This window comes from Roseateles oligotrophus (assembly GCF_014204525.1).
GTDB lineage: Bacteria > Pseudomonadota > Gammaproteobacteria > Burkholderiales > Burkholderiaceae_C > Paucibacter_A > Paucibacter_A oligotrophus_A.
Map to the genome: position 1 here is coordinate 377,802 of NZ_JACHLP010000005.1, position 19,252 is coordinate 397,053.

Sequence of the window (19,252 nt, forward strand, 5' to 3'; positions counted from 1 at the left end):
GCAATTTATTTGCCTAGGCAATGATTGTCAAGGCAATAAATAATTGACCCGCTCGCGAGCCTTGGCAAAGGCTTGGTTTTTGCGCTCCCGACCACAGCTAACTCAACCCTATGCAAGCAAACACGAGACCCGCGCCCGCACTCAATCCCCTGCCCACCGGCGCAGCCGCCCCGGCGTCCAGCGGCAAGGAGCCGGCCAAGGGCCATCCGCGCTCGCTCAGCGGGCTCTGGCCTTTTCTGCGGCCCTACCGCCTGCGCGTCGCCGCCGCCCTCGTCTTCCTGACCCTGGCGGCCCTGGCCACGCTGGCCTTCCCCCAGGCCTTGCGCGGCCTGGTGGATCAGGGCCTGGCCGGCGGCCAGGCGGGGGAGAGGCTGATGGCCATGCGCGAGCATTTCCTAGCCCTGTTTGCCGTCGGTGCGGCCCTGGGGCTGTTCTCGGCCCTGCGCTTTTACATGGTGACCTGGCTGGGCGAGCGGGTCACGGCGGACTTGCGCAACGCGGTCTACCGCCATGTGCTGAGGCAAAGCCCCGAATTTTTTGAGACCACCCAGACCGGCGAGGTGCTCAGCCGCATCACCACCGACACCACGGTGGTGCAGGGCGTCGTCGGCTCCAGCCTCAGCATGGGTTTGCGCAGCGCGGTGATGGGCTTGGGCGCGATGTTGATGCTGATCGCCACCAACCCGCTGGTGATGACCCAGGTGCTGGGCGTGCTGATCGTCGTGGTCTCGCCGGCCATCTACTTTGGCCGCCGGGTGCGCAAGCTCAGCCGGGCCAGCCAGGACCGGGTGGCCGACACCAGCGCCATCGCAGCCGAGGTGCTGAATGCCGTGCCGGTGGTGCAGAGTTATACGCAGGAAGCGGGTGAGACCCGCCGCTTCGCCCAGGCCAGCGAAAGCGCTTTTGAGACCGCCCGCAAGCGCAGCAAGCTGCGGGCCGGCCTGGTGGCCTTCATCATCACCGCCACCTTTGGCGCCCTGCTCTGGGGCTTGTACCAGGGCACGCAGGCGGTGCTGGCCGGGCATATCACGGCCGGCCATCTGGGCCAGACCGTGGTCTACGTGATCCTGCTGGTCAGCAGCGTGACGGTGTTGGCCGAGGTCTACGGCGATGTCTTGCGCGCCGCCGGTGCGACCGAGCGTTTGATGGAGTTGCTGGCCAGCCGCTCACCGGTGGCCGAAGCGGCGCAGCCCCAGGCCTTGCCCCGCGTGGCGGGTGGCAGCGCCCTGAGCTTGCAGGGCTTGCAGTTCAACTACCCCTCGCGCCCCTCGCAGGCGGCCCTGAGCGATTTCAATCTGGTGATCAAGGCCGGCGAGACCGTCGCCCTGGTCGGCCCCAGCGGTGCGGGCAAGAGCACGGTATTCCAGCTGCTGCTGCGCTTTTACGACCCGCAGTCGGGCAGCATCCTGCTGAACGGGGTGAACACGCGGGACTTAAGCCTGCACGATTTGCGCGCCAGCATCGGCCTGGTGCCGCAGGACAGCGTGATCTTCTCCAGCAGCGCCCTGGAGAATATTCGTTACGGCCGGCCCGAAGCGAGCGACGCGGAGGTGGTGGCCGCGGCCAAGGCGGCCTTTGCCGACGACTTCATTCGCGCCCTGCCCGAGGGCTATCAGACCTTTCTGGGCGAGCGCGGTGTGCGGCTCTCGGGCGGACAGCGGCAGCGCATCAGCATCGCCCGCGCCATGCTGAAGAACCCGCCCCTGCTCTTGCTGGACGAGGCCACCAGCGCGCTGGACGCCGAGAGCGAGCGCATGGTGCAGGCGGCGCTGGAAGCGGCCATGCAGGACCGCACGACCCTGGTCATCGCCCACCGTCTGGCCACGGTGCAGCGCGCCGACCGCATCGTGGTGATGGAGCATGGCCGCATCGCCGAGATGGGCACGCACGCGGAACTGGCCGCGCAGAACGGGCTCTACGCCCGCTTGGCGGCCCTGCAGTTCGAGCTGAAGAGCTGATCAATAGCCCGGCTGGGAAGCCGGGGCCGAGGCCGGCGCGTCCGCGCCCGGCCCGGTCTGCACGACGACGCCGGGGGTCAGCGAGACCTCGCTGGTCTGCGTGACCTTGGTGACGTAGTAGCGGGTCTCGCCAAAACAGGAGGTGGGCAGGCCGACCTTTTGCTCGTAATGCAGGCTGACGCGCTTGCCCATCAGCTGGGTCAGCTGTTCGGCCACCTGGTCATCGAGCACGGTGAAATTGAACTTCTCCACCGTCGAGGTGCCGGGCAGGGACACCAGGGCCACCTCGCCCTCCCAGGTCTTGCAGACCCAGCCCTTGCGCGAGAGCTTCTGGATCCAGCCGGCCCGCTCGCCGGTGGAATAGCTCCAGTTCAGCGCGGCGGCGAAATAGGCCCAGATCAGGAGCAGCAGGATCAGCAGGGCCAGGAAGATGCGTTTGAAGGTCATAGAGGGGCTTGAAGGCAGTCGGGAACTGTGCGCATTGGAACCGAGTTTTCCCTTGGCGCCCGCCCCGTCATGGCGCGACAGGCGAAAAAAAGCGGCCCGAGGGCCGCGGCGCGAGCAGGGTTTTATTTTGCGGGCTTGGCGGCGGGGGCCGGCAAGGGGAATTTGGCAAAGGCCGCGGCAATCGCCGCATCGATGCCGGGTCTGGCCTGCTCGATCTCCTTGGGTGTGACCGAGTCGGAGACCACCGCCTCCCAGACCATCTGCCGGCGCGCCGCATCGATGACGTCGATGTTCAGCGTGCCCTCCTTGTACTGGGTGACCGTGGTCTGGTCGCGGTACAGCGGCCAGGTGCTGTACATGCCGACGCGGTAGCCGTAGTAGCCGACACCCATGGTCGGCACCGAGTTGGTGGTGACGCGGGTCTTGTCGTTCAAGGCCGCATTGAAATTGATCAGCAGATCGGGCTTGGCGGCATCCAGCTTGAGGCCGCGCGCTTCCAGCTCGCGCTGGGTCGCCGCCTTCAGGTACTGGGAAACCATGCTTTGGTAGCCGTTCCGGTCGGTGCCCAGGGGGCTGGCGAAGGCAAAGCTCTTGTAGGCGCTGAAATTGGTGGCCTGGTCGTAATCGGTCCGTACATCGGGGCCGGTGGCGCAGGCCGCCAGGCCAGCCAACAAGCCCAGGGACAGGCTCAGGCGTAGCAAGGACTTGGAAGGCAAGAAACGCTGGCTCATGGTCAATCTCCAATCATTGAATGAGGTGGTGCGAGGGGGCCGATTTATTTGCGGGCGCGCTGCTCGACGCTGACGGCCGCAGCCTCCACAAACACCGCACGCACTTCCTGGCCGACCTTGATCTTGGCCAGATCCACATTGTCGGGCGCCGCAACGATAAAGCTGCGCTTGACGCCGCGCAGCTTGACGGTACGCGCCTTGCGGTCAATCGCCTCGACCACGGCCAGGGCCTGCACCTTGCGACCCGAGGTCGCCGAGGGCAGGCCGCCCACCGTGCCGCTGCTATTGCTGACCGACTCCACCTTTTCGCGGATGCCGCTCTCCTTGGCCACCGGCTCCAGCTCCAGGGCCACGGCGGCGGCGTAGCGGATGGCCAGCTCGTCGCCCACCCGCACCTGGTCGAAGTTGCCGATGCTGGCCGGCACATCCACCGTCACCAACTGCCCCTTGGCATTGCGCAGCACCGCCACGCGATTGACCGGGTCCAGCTCCACCACCTTGGCATGCAGCACGACCTCGGCCGCCTTCACGCGGGCATTGGACGCGCTGGCGCTCAGCACGGCCGTGCTGGGCGGCTGCTGGGCCAAGGCCAGCGCGGGTGCCAACACCAGACCAGAGGCCAGCAGCACGGACTTGAGCGAACCTGGAAACTTTCTCATCGCGAACTCCCTTTTTCGACGGGTCAATAAAGCCAATAAACGATAGAAAAAATAGCTACGCCGAGGTGTATCAGCGCAGATAGACGGACTCAAACCTGGCCAGCACGCGCCGGCCGGACAGCAAGACCAAATGCTCGCCTTCGATGCGGTAGGCGCTGGTGGCGGCCAGCATGGCATGCACTTTCTGCTCGGTGTCCATGGCCTGCGGGCTGCAAGCCATCATGGTGCCGGCCATGCGGGAAAAGCTCAGCCCGGCCGCGCCTTCCTGCTTGAAGCTGCCCATCAGGCGATTGCAGCCGGAGCTGCCGCTGACCCGCTGGTTCTGCTTGTGCAGGGTGATCTGCACCTCGCGCTGCTGGGCCGCCGGCGCGGGCGGTTTTTGCCCGTCCAGCTCGATCAGTTTCCAATAGGTCTCGGTCAGGCTGGCCTGGCCGGCCGCGGCGCCAGGCCTGGGCTCGGCCCCGGGCTTGAGGGCCTCGCAGCGTGCGCCGCTGGCCTCGGCGGCCATGAATTTGTCGACCTGCAACTGCTCCTGCGCCTTGCCGTCCGGGCCAGGGCTTGTGAGCAAGCGCCCTTGCAGCTTGACCAGGACCGGCGCGCCCGGCGCCTTGGCGAACTGGCCATGGCTGCGCTGCAGATTGGCCAGATCCCCACCCATGGCCAGGGGCCAGGACAGGCCGCTGACACAGTCGCTGAAACGGGCCGCCCCGGCCTGGAGCACAAACTCGCCCTGCCAGTTCAGCGGCTCGCTGATTTCGTCCACCTGGGCGGTGCGACGCAGCTCGTAATTGAGTCGGGACACGATGGGCTTGCCCGCCAGGTCCAGCAGGCGCAGGGCGGCCCCGGACTTGTCCTGCTTGTCTGGGCCGACGGCCCACATCTGCTGCGTGCTCGCGCCTTGCAAGACCAGCTTGCCGCCACCGGCCTCGGCCATCCAGCGGCCCTGCTCGGACCGGGGCGCGCCGTCCTTGCCCAGGTAGACGCTGCGCATGCGGTAGAGGCCGTCGGCGCGCAGGGTCAGGGTTTGCGCAATGCCTGCGCAATCGGCACAGGGCAGGACGCCGGTGAAGCTGGCCGGCAGGGCGAAGGAAGGCTGGGTCGGTATCAGCGCTGGTGGGGTGCGATCGGCCTTGGCTTGGGCGGGGGCGGGCTTGGCGACCTCGGGCGCCGCGCCCACGGCCTGCAGCATCAGATCGGTCTTGTTGCCATAACCCTGGGTCAACACGGCATGGTGCTCGGTGCTGATGAAGGCCAGGCGATCGCCCATCATGATGCGGGCGCTGACGGCGTAGCGGTGGCGCTCGTCGATCGCGCTCCTGGGCACTTGCAGGCTGAAGCGCAGGGGCACTTGGCGGCCCGCGAATTCCTCCCGGCTCTCGGCCAGCACCTTGGCGGGCGCGTCCATCAAGGAGACATCGGCGACCTGCACCTGCAAGACCGCCTGGGGTGGCATGGCGATGCGCTGGCGATAGGCCACCGTGCCTTCCACCGTCAGCATGCCCTGGTCACTGGATTGCTTGGCAGCGGGCGCCGTGCCCTGGGCCTGGGCCTGGGCCTGAGCCTGGCCGGCAAGGCCAAGCAGCAGCGCGCCCACCAAGCCCAGGCCCAAGCAGGACGGGATACCGGCCCAAGGTGCCAGGGCGAAGCGGTGATGGGGCGTTTGAGTCATGGTGAGCCTTCCTCTTGGCAAGAGTTTCCTGTTTATAGCCCAAGTTCAAGACGGGGCAGGAACAGCCAGCGATGCTGTGTCAAGACCCCCCTAGATTCTTGGATATGGAACCTTCTCGGTTTCTCAAACAGGAAGGATCGCAGGCCTTAGGCTTGCCGACAAACCCGCCGCCGGGCCGTCGGGGGTCAGGTCTTGCCACCCAAGGGTTTTGCAGCAGACAAACATTCCGAAAAAAAACATATGGTGTCGCCATCCTGGTTTTCACGCCGATTCGGTTTTGATGTGTTTTCTCGGCGCCATGCTCATGATGGGTGAATGGCGCGGCGCCGTACTTGCCGTGGGTCAAGCCGCTGTCGGGCCGGCCCATTCGCACCTTGTCGGGGTGCGCGATTACCTCAGAAAGAATGGATACCAGCCATGTCGCAGCCATCCAGCCCCAGGGCGTCTTCGACTCTGACGATGCACCCGCCCAGCCGCCCGGGCTGGTTCTTGTGGTGCAGCTTGAGCCTCTTGCTCGCGGCCTGCCAGAAGCAGGCGGCAGCGCCGGCCGCGGCGCCGCCGCCGGTGCCGGTCAAGGTGGTCGCCTCGCACGCCGAGACGGTGCCGGTCGTTAACGAGTTTGTTGGCCGGGTCGCGGCCTACCGTTCGGTGGAGGTCAGGGCCCGGGTCGAAGGCATTCTGGAGCAGCGCCATTTCGTCGAAGGTGCCGAGGTCAAGAAAGGCCAGCTGCTCTACACCATCGACGCCACGCCCTACCGTATCGCCCTCAACGATGCCCAGGCCGATCTGGCCCGGGCCAAGGCCAATCTGGCCAGCGCCAGATCGCGCGAGTCCAGGCTCGCCCCCTTGGTGAAAGAGAACGCCATCAGCCAGCAGGACTACGACGATGCACTGACGGCGGTCAAGCAAAATGAGGCCTTGCTGGCGGTCTCGCAAGCCAAGCTCGAACGCAGCCAGACCGATCTGGGTTACACCCGCGTGCAAGCCACCGAGAGTGGCAAGATCGGTGCCACCCTGGTACCCGAGGGCCGCTTGGTCGGCAAGGGCGAGGCCACCCACTTGAGCACCATCGACCGCCTGGACCCGATCTACGTCAGCTTCTCGGTCGCCGACCGAGACGCCCTGATCCTGCGCCGGGAGCTGAGCAGCGGCGCCGTCAAGGCGGGTGCGGGCGGCTCGCAGGCCCGCGTCTACCTGCCCGATGGCAGCGAGTTCGAGCGCAGCGGCAAGCTGGACTTCGCCGAGTCCCAGGTCAACCCCGGCACCGGCACCATCGCGCTGCGCGTCGTCATGCCCAATGCCGGTCAGAAGCTGCTGCCCGGCATGTATGTGCGGGTGGTCTATACCGCGGGCTCCCGGCCGAACACGGTGCTGATCCCGCAGAAAGCCGTCAGCAAGACACCGACCGGCCATGTGGCCTGGGTGCTGGGCAAGGACAACAAGGTGGAGCGGCGCGACCTGGTGGTGGGCGAGTGGTTCAAGAACGACTGGATCATCGAGCGCGGCCTGGGCAGCGGCGAGACCGTGGTGGTCGAGGGCCTGCAACGCCTGCAGCAGGGCATGACGGTGGCACCCAGCCCCTGGCAGAGTGGCGCGGCGCAGGCGCCGGCCTCCGCCGCTTCACACTGAGGCGAGGAGTTCAAGATGGGATTCTTCGTCAAGCGCCCGGTCCTCGCGACCGTCATCGCCCTGCTCTTCGTCCTGATCGGCGTGCTGGCCAGCTCCAAGCTGGCGGTGGAGCAGTACCCCAGTGTCGCCCCGCCCCAGGTGCAGATCACCGCCGTCTACCCCGGTGCCAGCCCCGAAACGCTGGAGACCACCGTGGCCGCGCCGCTGGAGCGCGAGATGAATGGCATTGCCGGCCTGCTCTATATGCAGTCCACCAGCTCGGCCAGCGGCCTGATGCAGTTGCAGGTCTATTTCGAACCAGGCACCGATCTGGACCTGGCCGCCGTCGAGGTGAACAACCGCAGCAAGCGGGTCGAGTCCCTGCTGCCGCAAGAGGTTTTGCGCAACGGCCTGCGGGTGGACAAGACCAATCCGCAGATCCTGCAGGTGCTGGTGATGCGCTCGGACGACCCGCGTTTCGACCGCACCTATATCGCCAATCTGGCCAATAGCCAGGTCATCAACGAGCTCAAGCGCCTGCCCGGCGCCGGCGATGTAACCCTGTTCGCCGCCCCCTATGCCATGCGCTTGTGGCTGGATCCCGACCGCCTGGCCAAGTACCGGTTGACGGTCACCGATGTGGCCAATGCGGTGCGTGAGCAGAACCAGAATTTCGCGGTCGGCGAGATCGGCCAGGCGCCGGCCGACCGGGGCCAGACCCTGACCTTTCCGGTGCAGACCGGCGGCGGCCTGACCGAGGTGGAGGAGTTCCGCAACATCGTCATCCGCGCCCTGGCCGATGGCTCGGTGCTGCGGGTGCGCGATGTGGCGCGGGTGGAGCTGGGGGCGGACGACTACCAGTTCGAATCCCGCCTCAATGGCAAGGACGCCGTGGCCCTGGGCGTCTATCTGCGGCCGGGCGCCAACGCCCTGGTGCTGGCCGATGCGCTCAAAAAACGCATGAATGAGCTGACGGCCGCCTTCCCGCGCGAGATCAAATGGTCGGTCACCTATGACACGACCAAATTCGTCCACGCCTCGGTGGAACTGGTCAAGCACACCTTCATCGAAGCCTTTGTGCTGGTGCTGATCGTGGTCTACCTCTTTCTGGGCAGCATGCGGGCCACCCTGATCCCGCTGCTGGCCATACCGGTGTCCATCATCGGCACCATGGCCGGCCTGCTGCTGGCGGGCTTTTCGATCAATATGCTGACGCTGTTCGGCCTGGTGCTGGCAATAGGCATCGTGGTGGACGACGCCATCGTGGTGGTGGAGGCGGTCGAGAAAATCATGCACGAGGAGCATCTGGACGCCACCTCGGCCGCCATCAAGGCCATGCAGGGCATAGGCGGCGCCATCGTCGGCGTGACGGCGGTGATCTGCGCCGTCTTCGTGCCCATCGCCTTTCTGGGCGGCGTCACCGGCACGCTGTACAAGCAGTTCGCCATCACCATCACCTTCGCCACCCTGCTCTCGGCCATCACCGCCCTGACGCTGACGCCGGCCCTGTGCGCCCTCATCCTCAAGCCGGGCATGCAGAAGATCCGCCCCATCCAGGCCTTTGACCGCTGGTTCGAAAAAGTGGTGGGGGGTTATGTGGGCGGCGTCAAACTGCTGCTGGGCCGCAAGATCGTGGCGGCCCTGGCCTACGCCCTGCTGATCGCGGGCATGGCATTTTTGTTCAAGATCATCCCCGGCGGCTTTGTGCCGGAGGAGGACAAGGGCACCATCTATGTGGTGGTGGACCTGCCGGCCGGCGCCTCGGCCGAACGCACCCGCGAGGCGCTCAAAAAAGCCGAGGCGATTCTGGCCAAGGAAGACACGGTGCAAGACGCCACCGCCATCCTGGGCTTCTCCATCTTCTACCGCTATGCCAACCAGGCCTTCATCTTCGCCACCCTCAAGCCCTGGGACGAACGCGCAACGCCCGAGACCCATGTCTTTGGCGTGCTCAAGCGGCTCAACCAGCAACTCGCCAGCATCGGTGAGGCCCGGGTGTTTGCCCTGAACGAGCCGCCCATCTCGGGCATGGGGGCCACCGCGGGCTTTGATTACCGCCTGCTGTCCCTGGACGGCGACCGTGCCACGCTGGCGACAGCGGCGCGCGCCGTCATCGGCGAGGCCGCCAAAGACCCGGTGCTGCAAGGTGTGCGCAGCGTGGCCGCACCCGAGGTGCAGACCCTCTTCCTCGATGTGGATCGCAACAAGGCCAAGTCCCTGGGCGTGCCGCTGCAGGAGCTGTATGCCACCGTGGGCAGCTTGCTGGGCTCCAGCTTCGTCAATCAGTTCACCGCCTTCGGCACCAATCTCAAGGTCAAGATGCAGGCCGAGCAAAGCTACCGTTCCGACCCGGCCGCCCTGCAGCGCTTTCAGATCCGCAATGCCCAGAACGAGCTGGTGCCACTGGCCGCCCTGGTACGCAGCGAATGGCGTTCCGCCCCGATCGCGCTGACCCGCTACAACGGCTACCCCTCCATCCAGCTCAACGGCGCCGCGGCCGCCGGCCGCAGCTCGGGCGAGGCCCTGGACGCGATGGAAGCCATCTCGGCCCAGCACCTGCCTCAGGGCACCTCATTTGAATGGTCGGGCCAGTCGCTGCAAGAACGGGTGGGCGGCTCGCAGGCGGGGGGCATCTTCCTGCTGTCCCTGGTCTTTGTCTTCCTCTTCCTGGCCGCTTTGTACGAGAGCTGGTCCCTGCCCGTGGCCGTGTTCCTGATCGTGCCCATCGCCATCCTGGGCGCCTTGATTGCGCTCCTGCTGCGCGGCTCGCCCAACGATGTGTTCTTCCAGGTCAGCCTGATCACCCTGGTGGGCCTGGCGGGCAAGAACGGCATCCTGATCGTGGAGTTTGCCAAGCAGCAGTACGAGGCCGGCATGGGGGTGCTGGAGGCGGCGATCGAGGCCGGCCGTCAGCGCCTGCGGCCCATCGTGATGACCTCGCTGGCCTTCATCCTGGGCGTGATGCCCTTGGTCAAGGCCTCGGGGGCAGGTGCGGCCACCCAGCATTCGGTGGGCACCGGCATCCTGGGCGGCATGCTGGCCGCCACCTTGATCGGCGTCTTCTTCACCCCGCTGTTCTATGTGCTGATGATGAGTTTGTTCAGCAAAAAGAAGAAGGACAAGCCCGCGCCGCCAGCAGCGCCCTCGGCAAACCAGGAGGTGCAGCCATGATGCCCGCCCGCCTCAGTCTGCTGGCCGCCGCCCTGCTGCTGGCCGCCTGCGCAGGACCGCAGCCGGCCACGCTGCAGGAAGCGGCCGAACTGCCCGCCCTGCCCTCGCATTGGCTGGCGCCGGCGCGCACCGATGGCAATCTGGCCGAGCAGCGCCACGCCGATCTGTTCAAGGATGCCGAGCTGGAGCAACTGATCCAGGAAGGCTTGCGCAATAACCGCGAGCTGCGCACGGCGGCCCGGCGCGTCCAGCTGGCGCAGGCTCAGCTAGGCCTGCAGGACTCGGCCCGCTGGCCGCATCTGGGCCTGGGCGCGGGCGGCACGCGGCAAAGAGCGCCTTCGGGCCTGAGCGCCAGCGAGAACACCACGTCCACGGTCTACAACACCGGCCTGGCCCTGCCGGCCTGGGAGATCGATCTGTGGGGGCGCCTGGGCGATCTGTCCGCGGCCGCCCAGCTCAGCGTGGAGGCCAGCGCGGCCCTGCGGCAATTCGTGCAGGTGGGCTTGATCAGCCGCATCACGGCCGGCTGGTTGACGCTGCTGGAGATCGACCAATCGCTGGCCATCTCGACCCGCACCGAACAGTCCCGCGCCGACTCCCTGCGCATCATGAATCTACGCTTCAAGGCGGGTGTGGTGTCCATGGTCGATGTCAGCCAGGCCGAGACCTCGCTGGCCCAGGCCCAGGCTGCCAAGGCCCAGCTGCTGCAGCGCCGTGGCTTGCAGGAGAACGCCTTGTCGCTGCTGGTGGGCCGCAACCCGGGCCCGATACGCCCCAGCCGCGGCCTGGCCTCCTTCACCTTGCCCGAGGCGCTGCCGGCCGGCCTGCCCAGCGACTTGCTGCTGCGCCGCCCCGATGTGCGCGCCGCCGAGATGAGCGTGGCGGCCAGCCGGGCCAGCGTCAGCGCGGCTCGCAAGGCCTATCTGCCCAGCATCTCGCTGAGCGGCTTTCTGGGCTTTGTCAGCCCGCAGCTGAGCGCCTTGCTGCAGAGCGAGCGCTCGGCCTACACCGTCTCACCCAGCCTGAGCCTGCCCCTGTTCACCGGCGGCGCCCTGCAAAGCGGGCTGGCGGTCGCCGAGGCCCAGCAAGGCCTGGCCCTGGAAGACTATGCCCGCACCGCCCAGACGGCGCTGCGTGAGGTGGAAGACGCCTTGCTCAGCTTCCAGCAACTGCGCCAGCAAGGCCTGGCCATGGAGCGCATCGTCGCCGCCAGCCGTGAGCGTCTGCGCCTGGTGGAGCTGCGCTACAAAAACGGCATCTCCAGCTACTTTGAGGTGCTGGACTCGCAACGCCAGCTCTTCGACGCCGAGCTGCAGCAAGCCCAGCTCAGCAGCGGCACCTATGCCAGCGTGATCGAGCTCTACCGCGCCCTGGGCGGCGGTTGGGAGGCCGCGCCCAAGTCCTGAATCTAATCCCGGTCCAGGTCCGGGCCCACCAGCTTCCACTGGCCGGCCGGTTTCTCGCAGAATTTGTAGTCCGCCTGGTCCATGCGCTTGCCGAACTCGTTACGGATGCGCAGCTTGCGGCAGGCCAGGCCGGCGGCCTCGTAGCGCGCCAGAGCCGTGACCTGGCCGGCGGCGCGGGTTTTTTCATTGCTCCAGCTGATGACGGCACCGTCTTGCTCGGCGGCCAAGGCCTGGTCGACGGCTTTTTTCAGCAAGGCGTTGTCGGCCGCGTTGAAGCGGGTCACCACGGTGTTCTTCAGGATCGCCATCTCACCGGCGGCCAGGGCGGAGCCCGCAGCCAGGCTCAGGAACAAGGCCATGAGCTGAAACAAGGGCAGGCGCAGGGCCGCAGGGAGGATTTGCGTTTTATTCATGAGGTGTTTGAGAAAAAACAGTTAGGGGCAAAGACACGAACCGGCATGGCATTAAACCAAGACTTCGCTCAGGGCTGCCAGGCGTCATAGGGCAGGTGGACCTTTCTGTACAGGGCCTGCAGCCGGCCGCTGCGTTGCAAGTTCTCGACGGCGGCCGAGATGATCTTGTCGACGAAATCGCCGCGTGGCCCGCGTGGCAGCATCATGACGTCTTCGTAGTCGGTATACAGCTCCCGCCGTATGCTCTTCAGACCCAGCCGGCGCAACTCCAGGTCGGCCTCTTCCTGCGCCCAAAGCAAGGCATCGAGTCGCCCGGCATCCACCTTGCGAAGCGCGCTTTCGAAATTGGTGAAATGCTGCACCGGGAAATCCCAGGCCAGCCTGGGTGCCTCGATGCGGTACTTGAAGTCCCCGGATTTATGCTCTCTTTGCGCCTGCTCCAGCATCGCTTTGGTCAGCGGCCGCGCCTTATTGCTGTACAGCACAAAATTGACGCGGCCAAATGCGGCGGTGGTCAGGCGGTAAGGCAAGGCCGCATCCTTGGCCGGATTCATCCGCAGCGTTGGGAAGCCCAGGTCCACGATGCCGCGCGTGACGTTGTCGGTGACTCTTGCCACTGGCGCCACGCTGATGCTGAACTTGCCCCCTTTGTAGACGCTGGCGACGGCCTTGATCAAGTCGATGAAAGTGCCCTCATCGGCCGAATTCACCAAGCCGGGCAGCAGCATGGCGTTGACCGAAATATCGGGCGCATCGACCGCCACCGGCCCCACCGCGGCGGCGGTCCGCGGTGTGGAGGCGGCGCTGGCTGCAAGCTCCGCAGCCCCCTGCCCCTCGTCCTTGGCCGAGGGTGGCGACTCCGGGGAGCAGGCTTCAAGCCCTAGCCCAAGGGCCAGGGCGGTGAGCAGAAGTTCTCGCCGCTGCTGAACCGGCTCTTGCGAGCCGGCTGGCAAAGCTGTCCTGGACATATCGGCTTCCTTTCACGGTTTGGCGTCACGCCGGAGTTCGGGGCTGCAAGCCCATCATGGCCTTGCCAGCACCGCCATGCTGGGCTTTGTCAGCCGCTCTTGCTCAGCTGAATCGTAAATTTCACGCCCTCGCCCATTGCGGTCACGAGCCGGATTTGGCCGTGCAGCTTCTGCACAACCAGGTTGTAGACGATGTGCATGCCCAGCCCGCTTCCGCCGGCTTGACGATTGGTGGTGAAGAAGGGGTCATAGATTTTTTTTGCCGTCTCTTCCGACATGCCCTGGCCATTGTCTTGATACACCAGCGTCAGTTCCTGCGCCGTCTCGCAAACCGAGATTTCAATGCGGGGATCGGCCTGCTCTGGCGTCAGACCATGGTTGATTGAATTGCTGATGAGGTTGGAGAGGATTTGCGACCATGCGCCCGCATAGCTCCGCACCGTGAGCGAGGCCTCGCAATCTATCGCTACGCTGACGCGTGCGCGCTTCAGCAGTTGTTGATGGGTCAGCAGCACATCCTCGATGTACTCGCGTGGCTCAAACTCCCGAATTTCGTCATTGACCTGGTCGACGGCCAGCAGCTTGAAGCTGCCGACCAGGGCCGCCGCCTTTTCCAGGCTGGCACAGATGGTGCGGGCCAGCTCCTTGGCGTCTTGCAGAAAGCTGGCCAAGTCGGTTTCGCTCAGCTGACCGGCGTTCAGCTGCTCCTCCAGCTGTTCCACCATGTATTTGAAATGAGACGAACCCGTCAGGCTCAGGCCCACCGGGGTATTGATTTCGTGGGCAACGCCAGCCACAAGCGCACCCAAGGCGGCCATCTTCCCCGCCTCCACCAGGCTTTGCTGAGCCAGTTGCAGCTTGTCCAGCGATTCGGCCAGGCTGCTGTTGACATGCTGAAGATCCAGCTCTTTTTGCCGGCGCAAACTCACCTCGGAGCGCAGATCCTCCTGCTGTCTGGCCAATTCCACATTCGCACTTTGCAGCTTGGCGGTGCGGTCGGCCACCTGTGCCTCCAGCCCCTTGTTCAGCTGGTCCAAAGCCCCCACCGTGTTGCCGACCTCGGTCAGCAAGCCGTTGATTGCGATGCTGATGACGTCCAACTCGTCGGGCGTGCCCGGCTTGACGGGCAGGGCTTGCAGCCGGGCATCCTTGGGGTCGATCTCACTGGCCAGGCGGGCGATGGTGAACAAGGGGCGAGACAGGATGCGGCTGAAAAACAGCCGCACCAGAAAAATCAAGATAAGGGTCTTCAGGGCCGCCGCCAGCAAGGCCGTCGCAATCCAGGGCCGCAAGCGGCTCAGAATCACCCCCCCGTTCGACTGGATCTCCAGACGGCCGAGCAAGACCTCGGTGCTGCGGCTGTCCCGATACCGTATCGCCCCCAGGCTTCTGAAGATTCGCGAGGAGCCCAGCCCGGCCGTTTTTTCCTTGTCCTTGGCCGCCGCATCGCGAAACACATCGCCATTGGGCAAGGAAATGATGACCCGGCTGACGCTGGGCATCTGCAACAAGCCGGCCACGGTGGCATCCACCTCCTGGGGGTCCATATGCCACATGCCATGGCTGATATTGCCGTGAAAGATGTTCTGAAACATCCCCAGCTCCTCGGCAATGCCGGCCCTTCCATGATTGAACTGCAGGGCGATCTCAAAACCGAAGATGGCGAAGGTGGACAGCAGATAGATCGACATCACCCGTCGCAGCAAACTGTTAGAGATGGATTTCATCGTTCCAGAGTCGCTTCATGGCTCGCATATGGAGGGGAAAGTGACAAACAGCCGGGCGCTTCCTACGAGCGATTCAGTTAGCCTTTCGCCCGGTCTCTCGCAAACTTGAGCGGAAAAGCACCAGGAGCGCCACGCCCGATCGTACGTTCTCCGCGCCCCGGCGTGGCCAACAAAGCTGCCGGCGCGCGAGGGCATCTACAGATCGGCCCCGCTGAAGTTCGCAACTAAAATCCCCGCCATGAGCAGCCCCCTCCTCCCGCCCCATCCGCGCCCTGTGCGCAGCCAGTTCGAAGACCTGATGCGCCATGTGCACAGCCACGGCGTCGCCAAGACCGACCGCACCGGCACCGGCACCCGCTCGGTGTTTGGCCACCAGATGCGCTTCGACCTGAACGAAGGCTTTCCCCTGGTGACCACCAAGAAGGTGCACCTCAAGTCCATCATCCTGGAACTGCTGTGGTTTTTGCGCGGCGACAGCAATGTGGCCTGGCTGCAAGAGCGCGGCTGCACGATCTGGGACGAATGGGCGCGCGCGGACGGCAGCCTCGGCCCCGTCTACGGCGTGCAATGGCGCTCCTGGCCCAAGGCCGACGGCGGCCATGTGGACCAGATCGCCGAGGTGGTGAAACAACTCAAACATAACCCAGACTCACGCCGCATCATCGTCAGCGCCTGGAATGTGGCCGAGCTGGACCAGATGGCCTTGATGCCCTGCCATGCCTTCTTCCAGTTCTATGTGGCCGAGGGCCGGCTGTCCTGCCAGCTCTACCAGCGCAGCGCCGACATCTTTCTCGGCGTGCCCTTCAATATCGCCAGCTATGCCTTGCTGACCCAGATGCTGGCCCAGCAATGCGGGCTGGCCCTGGGCGACTTCATCTGGACCGGCGGCGACTGCCACCTCTACAGCAATCACACCGAGCAGGTCAAAACCCAGCTGGCCCGCCAGCCTTTTGCCTACCCGACGATGCATATCAAGCGCAGGCCGCCCTCCATCTTCGACTACGAGTACGAGGATTTCGAGCTGCAAGACTATCAACACCACCCCGCCATCAAGGCGCCGGTGGCCGTATGAGCACGCCCCTGACCCAGCCGCAAATCAGCCTGGTGGCCGGCGTGGCCAGCAACCGGGCAATCGGCCTCAACAACGAGCTGCTTTGGCGCTTGCCCGCAGACATGGCCCGCTTCAAGGCCCTGACCCTGGGCGCACCCGTCATCATGGGCCGCAAGACCTGGGACTCGCTGCCGGCCAGGTTCCGCCCCCTGCCCGGCCGCCGTAATCTGGTGCTGTCGCGCCAAAGCGGCTTGCAGCTGGCGGGGGCCGAGTGCTTCACGACGCTGGAATCTGCGCTGGCGGCCTGCGCAGACGCGCCCCGTGTCAGCGTCATCGGCGGTGCCGAGATCTATGCCCTGGCCCTGCCCTTTGCCCAGCGCCTGGAGCTGACCGAGGTGATGGCCGACTATGCGGCCGACAGCTTTTTCCCGGCCTGGCCCCGCGAGCAGTTCAGCGAGATCAGCCGCGAGGCACACAGCAGCCCCGAGGGCCTGCGCTTTGACTTCGTCAGCTACCAGCGTCGCTGAGCCCCTTCCCCCTTCTTTTCCCCAACACAGGAACACACAATGTCCGGAGCTGGATTTCACGTTCACGGCCCCCATGATCACGAACTGGAGCATGCGGCTCAGCACGAGCCCCAGGGCCTGGCCGGCCGCCTGGCCGTGGTGACGGCCGTGCTGGCCACCTTCGGCGCCATGTTTGGCTATATGGGCGGCGCCACGCAGGCCAATGCCGGCCTGTACAAGAACGAGGCGGCGATCAAGAAGACCGAGGCCTCCAACCAATGGGCCTTCTACCAGTCCAAGAGCGGCAAGCAGAATCTGGCCGAGCTGGCCGCGGTGCTGGTGAGCGACGAAGCCAAGAAGAGCAAGTACCAGGACGAGATCGAACGCTACAAGACCGAGAAGGCGGAGATCAAGCACAAGGCCGAGGCCCTGGAGGCCGAGTCGCTGGCCTGGGACCGAAAGAGTGAAGCGCAGATGCATGAGCATCACCGCTGGGCCCAGGCCACGACGGCCTTGCAGGTCTCCATCGCCCTGGCGGCGATCGCCCTGCTGACCAAGAAGAAGTGGATGGCCTGGGGCACGCTGGCGGTGGGCTCGGTCGGTATTGCCGTGGGCGTGGCCGCCTGGTTCCATCTGTGATGGACCGAACAGATATTGAGAACATGACCATGAAACTCGCCACCTGCAATGCCTACTGCAACATCAACACGTATCAAGGCATCCCAGTCGACAACTAGATAAGCCGTTGTCACCGCATAACTTTTTGCCACTACGTACCACTCCGTTTCAGGGCATGTCGGACTGGATTTGTAGCCAGGTTTGTAGCTAGAATCTGTAGCCAGAGACGTAGCTAGGAAATTGATGTTGCGCCTCCGCTCGAAGTAGATGAGCTGTCGTAGACATGGCCTCGGTCGATCGTCACCAGAGGTTCTGTACGGAGGACTTCAAGGTGGCAAAGAGAGGCAAGAACCTTCTGACACCAGTGCAGATCCAGCACTGGATTCGCGCTCGCCAACCCATCGCGCGAACTGACGGCGACGGACTCACCTTCACGCTCTCGGCAGCAGGCACCGCCACCTGGGTTCTCCGCTATCAGTTCGGCGGACGGGCTCGCGAGCTAACGCTCGGTAACTATCCCGACATCAGCCTTCCAACCGCCCGTCAATTGGCGCGGGAGAAGCGCGTCGAAATCGACAAGGGCGGCGACCCAGCCATCACCAAGAAACAGGAGAAGGTCCGCGTTCGGGCGACTTGGAGCGTTCGCGAGTTGGCTGTGGACTACCGGGAAAAGATCGTTGCAGCATTGGCGGAGAGCACCCAAGAGGCCCGCAACGCAGATCTCGACCAAGTCATCATCCCGAAACTCGGTGCGATGCTGGTTACCAGCGTGACGTCAGCAGACATCGTGGGCTTGATCGCCGACTCGGGGCGCACCTGGACGATGTGCAAACGGCTACGCTCGACCTGCAATCGGCTGTTCGCTCATGCACTAGGGAAGCGGCTGATTCACATCAACCCTACAGTAGGCATCGATTTGGTCTCCGTCATTGGTCAGCGCCCGCCCGTGCGCCGCAGGCTGATGTTGTCCGAAACCGAGTTGAGAACCCTGCTGCCCGACATCAAGTCGATTGGCGCAGAGAACGCTCTGGCCTTCAGAATCTTGCTTGCGACGTGCGTACGGACGATCGAGCTCGTCAAAGCGCAGTGGGTCAACGTGGACCTGGAAAAGGGCATCTGGATTGTCACTGAGGACACGGTAAAGACTCGGCGCGGCTACGTGGTTCCCCTTTGCCCGACGGTGGTGTCGTGGTTCCGCGAATTGAAGACGTGCGCGGGAGACTCGCGCTGGGTACTCCCCGCTCGTCGTGGTCACCGACGAGCCAGGCTCGGTGGCGATACGCACGTCGGCAACAGCACTCTCTGGGCGGCCTTGACCCGCAGATTCGAAAGAGGCGGACTGGACATACGCCGGTTTACGCCGCACGACACCCGGAGCACCGCGAAATCGCACATGAAGGCGATGGGGGTGTCCAACGAGGTCTCCGAGAGAGCACTGAACCATGTGCTGAAGGGCATGGAAGAGATCTATGACCAGTACGACTACCTCCCAGAACGGCAGGCTGCGCTCGAGTTGTGGGCTGCGTTCCTTGTGGCATGCGAACAAGGTCTACCCTGGACAGTTGTCCCCCTTCGGCGCGTTGCTTGATTGGATCGTAAACCGCCCCTCCTCGCGGGGAAAGCCACATCCTCACATCCATTGGGCTCCGACATGATCAACCGCTACCGATCGCCCTATCCCAACTACATCCATCAGCTTTTCATAACGCCATCCAAGCATCTCTACGCCCTAAAAGATCGGCGGCTGAAGTGGCAGGACAAAGCGATGGAGGTAAAGCTCGACAAGATCGAGGGGGCAGACAAAGAACATGTCGTCCACTACATCGTGGCCGACCATACCTCTGCGGCGTTCTATGCGGAAATGAGGACCAACAAGACGCTGATGACGCCCATTGAGTTTCTGATGCGTGCGTGGAAAAAGAAATCCGACTTCTTCTTCCATGGCGTACCAGAGCACGTAATCGTACCGACTGCTGTGTCTAGCAAGTACCCCGAGGTGCGAGGCTGGCTGGAACAATTAGGCGTCGGCCTCATTCCGCCGTCCAGCGGCTTCCAGGCTGGCATTCACCAGGTCAGGACTTGGGAAAATGACGTGGCGAACAGCATCAGCCTCCACAGCTATCTTGAGAAGACGCCTTGTACGCTGGACAACATCTCGGTGAACCTCGCCAAGGCACTGCGGATGGCCAACGACGGCGAGATCAACCGCCCCGGCGTTCGCATGTCACGGAAGCAACTATGGGGAATGCAGGTAGAAAATAGGCCGCCCATTCGATACATGGAATGAGAATCTCACGGCACCGGAGACGGCCGCGCCCCA

General features: G+C 64.6%; 16 protein-coding genes. 9 read left to right on the forward strand and 7 right to left on the reverse strand.

Features of this window, described 5'->3' with window-relative positions:
• The first annotated feature begins 110 nt into the window (after positions 1-110).
• On the forward strand, positions 111-1,958 hold the full coding sequence (locus HNP55_RS14200) for an ABC transporter transmembrane domain-containing protein (protein WP_184300517.1): 1,848 nt from the start codon (positions 111-113) through the stop codon (positions 1,956-1,958).
• Here HNP55_RS14200 and HNP55_RS14205 read toward each other — a convergent pair whose 3' ends face one another.
• The 4 genes from HNP55_RS14205 to HNP55_RS14220 all read right to left on the reverse strand — a co-directional run bounded on the left by HNP55_RS14205 (position 1,959) and on the right by HNP55_RS14220 (position 5,464).
• Positions 1,959-2,405: a hypothetical protein gene (locus HNP55_RS14205; RefSeq protein WP_221439590.1), complete on the reverse strand. Its 447-nt coding sequence runs from the start codon at positions 2,403-2,405 to the stop codon at positions 1,959-1,961. It lies immediately after the preceding gene.
• Between the two features lie 122 nt (positions 2,406-2,527).
• The gene (locus HNP55_RS14210; protein ID WP_184300520.1) at positions 2,528-3,136 is read right to left on the reverse strand and encodes a DUF4136 domain-containing protein; all 609 of its coding nucleotides are present in this window, start codon (positions 3,134-3,136) and stop codon (positions 2,528-2,530) included.
• Between the two features lie 44 nt (positions 3,137-3,180).
• Complete coding sequence (locus HNP55_RS14215) at positions 3,181-3,795, reverse strand: hypothetical protein (protein WP_184300522.1); 615 nt, start codon at positions 3,793-3,795, stop codon at positions 3,181-3,183.
• A gap of 70 nt (positions 3,796-3,865) precedes the next feature.
• Entirely contained in the window at positions 3,866-5,464 is a 1,599-nt protein-coding gene (locus HNP55_RS14220; RefSeq protein ID WP_184300526.1) for a YbaY family lipoprotein, read from the reverse strand.
• A 459-nt stretch (positions 5,465-5,923) separates the two neighbouring features.
• Between HNP55_RS14220 and HNP55_RS14225 the strand changes: the two genes are divergently transcribed.
• Genes HNP55_RS14225 through HNP55_RS14235 form a run of 3 tightly spaced genes read left to right on the forward strand, consistent with a single transcriptional unit; the run spans position 5,924 to position 11,649 of the window.
• Positions 5,924-7,093: an efflux RND transporter periplasmic adaptor subunit gene (locus HNP55_RS14225; protein ID WP_184300528.1), complete on the forward strand. Its 1,170-nt coding sequence runs from the start codon at positions 5,924-5,926 to the stop codon at positions 7,091-7,093.
• Positions 7,094-7,108: 15 nt separating this feature from the next.
• On the forward strand, positions 7,109-10,243 hold the full coding sequence (locus HNP55_RS14230; protein ID WP_184300532.1) for an efflux RND transporter permease subunit: 3,135 nt from the start codon (positions 7,109-7,111) through the stop codon (positions 10,241-10,243).
• Positions 10,240-11,649 (forward strand): efflux transporter outer membrane subunit, encoded by a 1,410-nt coding sequence (locus HNP55_RS14235; protein ID WP_184300535.1) that lies wholly within the window; start codon positions 10,240-10,242, stop codon positions 11,647-11,649. The genes HNP55_RS14230 and HNP55_RS14235 overlap by 4 nt, the downstream gene beginning before the upstream one ends.
• Before the next feature lie 2 nt (positions 11,650-11,651).
• On the opposite strand, the gene HNP55_RS14240 is transcribed toward HNP55_RS14235, so the two are convergent.
• The 3 genes from HNP55_RS14240 to HNP55_RS14250 all read right to left on the reverse strand — a co-directional run bounded on the left by HNP55_RS14240 (position 11,652) and on the right by HNP55_RS14250 (position 14,757).
• Positions 11,652-12,062 carry an RT0821/Lpp0805 family surface protein gene (locus HNP55_RS14240; RefSeq protein ID WP_184300537.1) on the reverse strand — a complete coding sequence of 137 codons (411 nt, stop codon included), beginning with the start codon at positions 12,060-12,062 and terminating at the stop codon, positions 11,652-11,654.
• Between the two features lie 68 nt (positions 12,063-12,130).
• Positions 12,131-13,030: an ABC transporter substrate-binding protein gene (locus HNP55_RS14245; protein ID WP_184300540.1), complete on the reverse strand. Its 900-nt coding sequence runs from the start codon at positions 13,028-13,030 to the stop codon at positions 12,131-12,133.
• Between the two features lie 89 nt (positions 13,031-13,119).
• Complete coding sequence (locus HNP55_RS14250; protein ID WP_184300543.1) at positions 13,120-14,757, reverse strand: sensor histidine kinase; 1,638 nt, start codon at positions 14,755-14,757, stop codon at positions 13,120-13,122.
• A gap of 238 nt (positions 14,758-14,995) precedes the next feature.
• Between HNP55_RS14250 and HNP55_RS14255 the strand changes: the two genes are divergently transcribed.
• The 5 genes from HNP55_RS14255 (at position 14,996) to HNP55_RS14275 (ending at position 19,219) form a co-directional block, all read left to right on the forward strand.
• Positions 14,996-15,829, forward strand: a complete 834-nt coding sequence (locus HNP55_RS14255; protein ID WP_184300546.1) for a thymidylate synthase — start codon at positions 14,996-14,998, stop codon at positions 15,827-15,829.
• Positions 15,826-16,335: a dihydrofolate reductase gene (locus HNP55_RS14260; protein WP_184300549.1), complete on the forward strand. Its 510-nt coding sequence runs from the start codon at positions 15,826-15,828 to the stop codon at positions 16,333-16,335. Before HNP55_RS14255 ends, HNP55_RS14260 begins: the two co-directional genes overlap by 4 nt.
• Before the next feature lie 39 nt (positions 16,336-16,374).
• Positions 16,375-16,953 carry a DUF4337 domain-containing protein gene (locus tag HNP55_RS14265; protein ID WP_184300552.1) on the forward strand — a complete coding sequence of 193 codons (579 nt, stop codon included), beginning with the start codon at positions 16,375-16,377 and terminating at the stop codon, positions 16,951-16,953.
• A 262-nt stretch (positions 16,954-17,215) separates the two neighbouring features.
• Positions 17,216-18,520 carry a tyrosine-type recombinase/integrase gene (locus tag HNP55_RS14270; protein ID WP_004355156.1) on the forward strand — a complete coding sequence of 435 codons (1,305 nt, stop codon included), beginning with the start codon at positions 17,216-17,218 and terminating at the stop codon, positions 18,518-18,520.
• A gap of 63 nt (positions 18,521-18,583) precedes the next feature.
• Complete coding sequence (locus HNP55_RS14275) at positions 18,584-19,219, forward strand: hypothetical protein (RefSeq protein WP_157302069.1); 636 nt, start codon at positions 18,584-18,586, stop codon at positions 19,217-19,219.
• Positions 19,220-19,252: the final 33 nt, after the last annotated feature.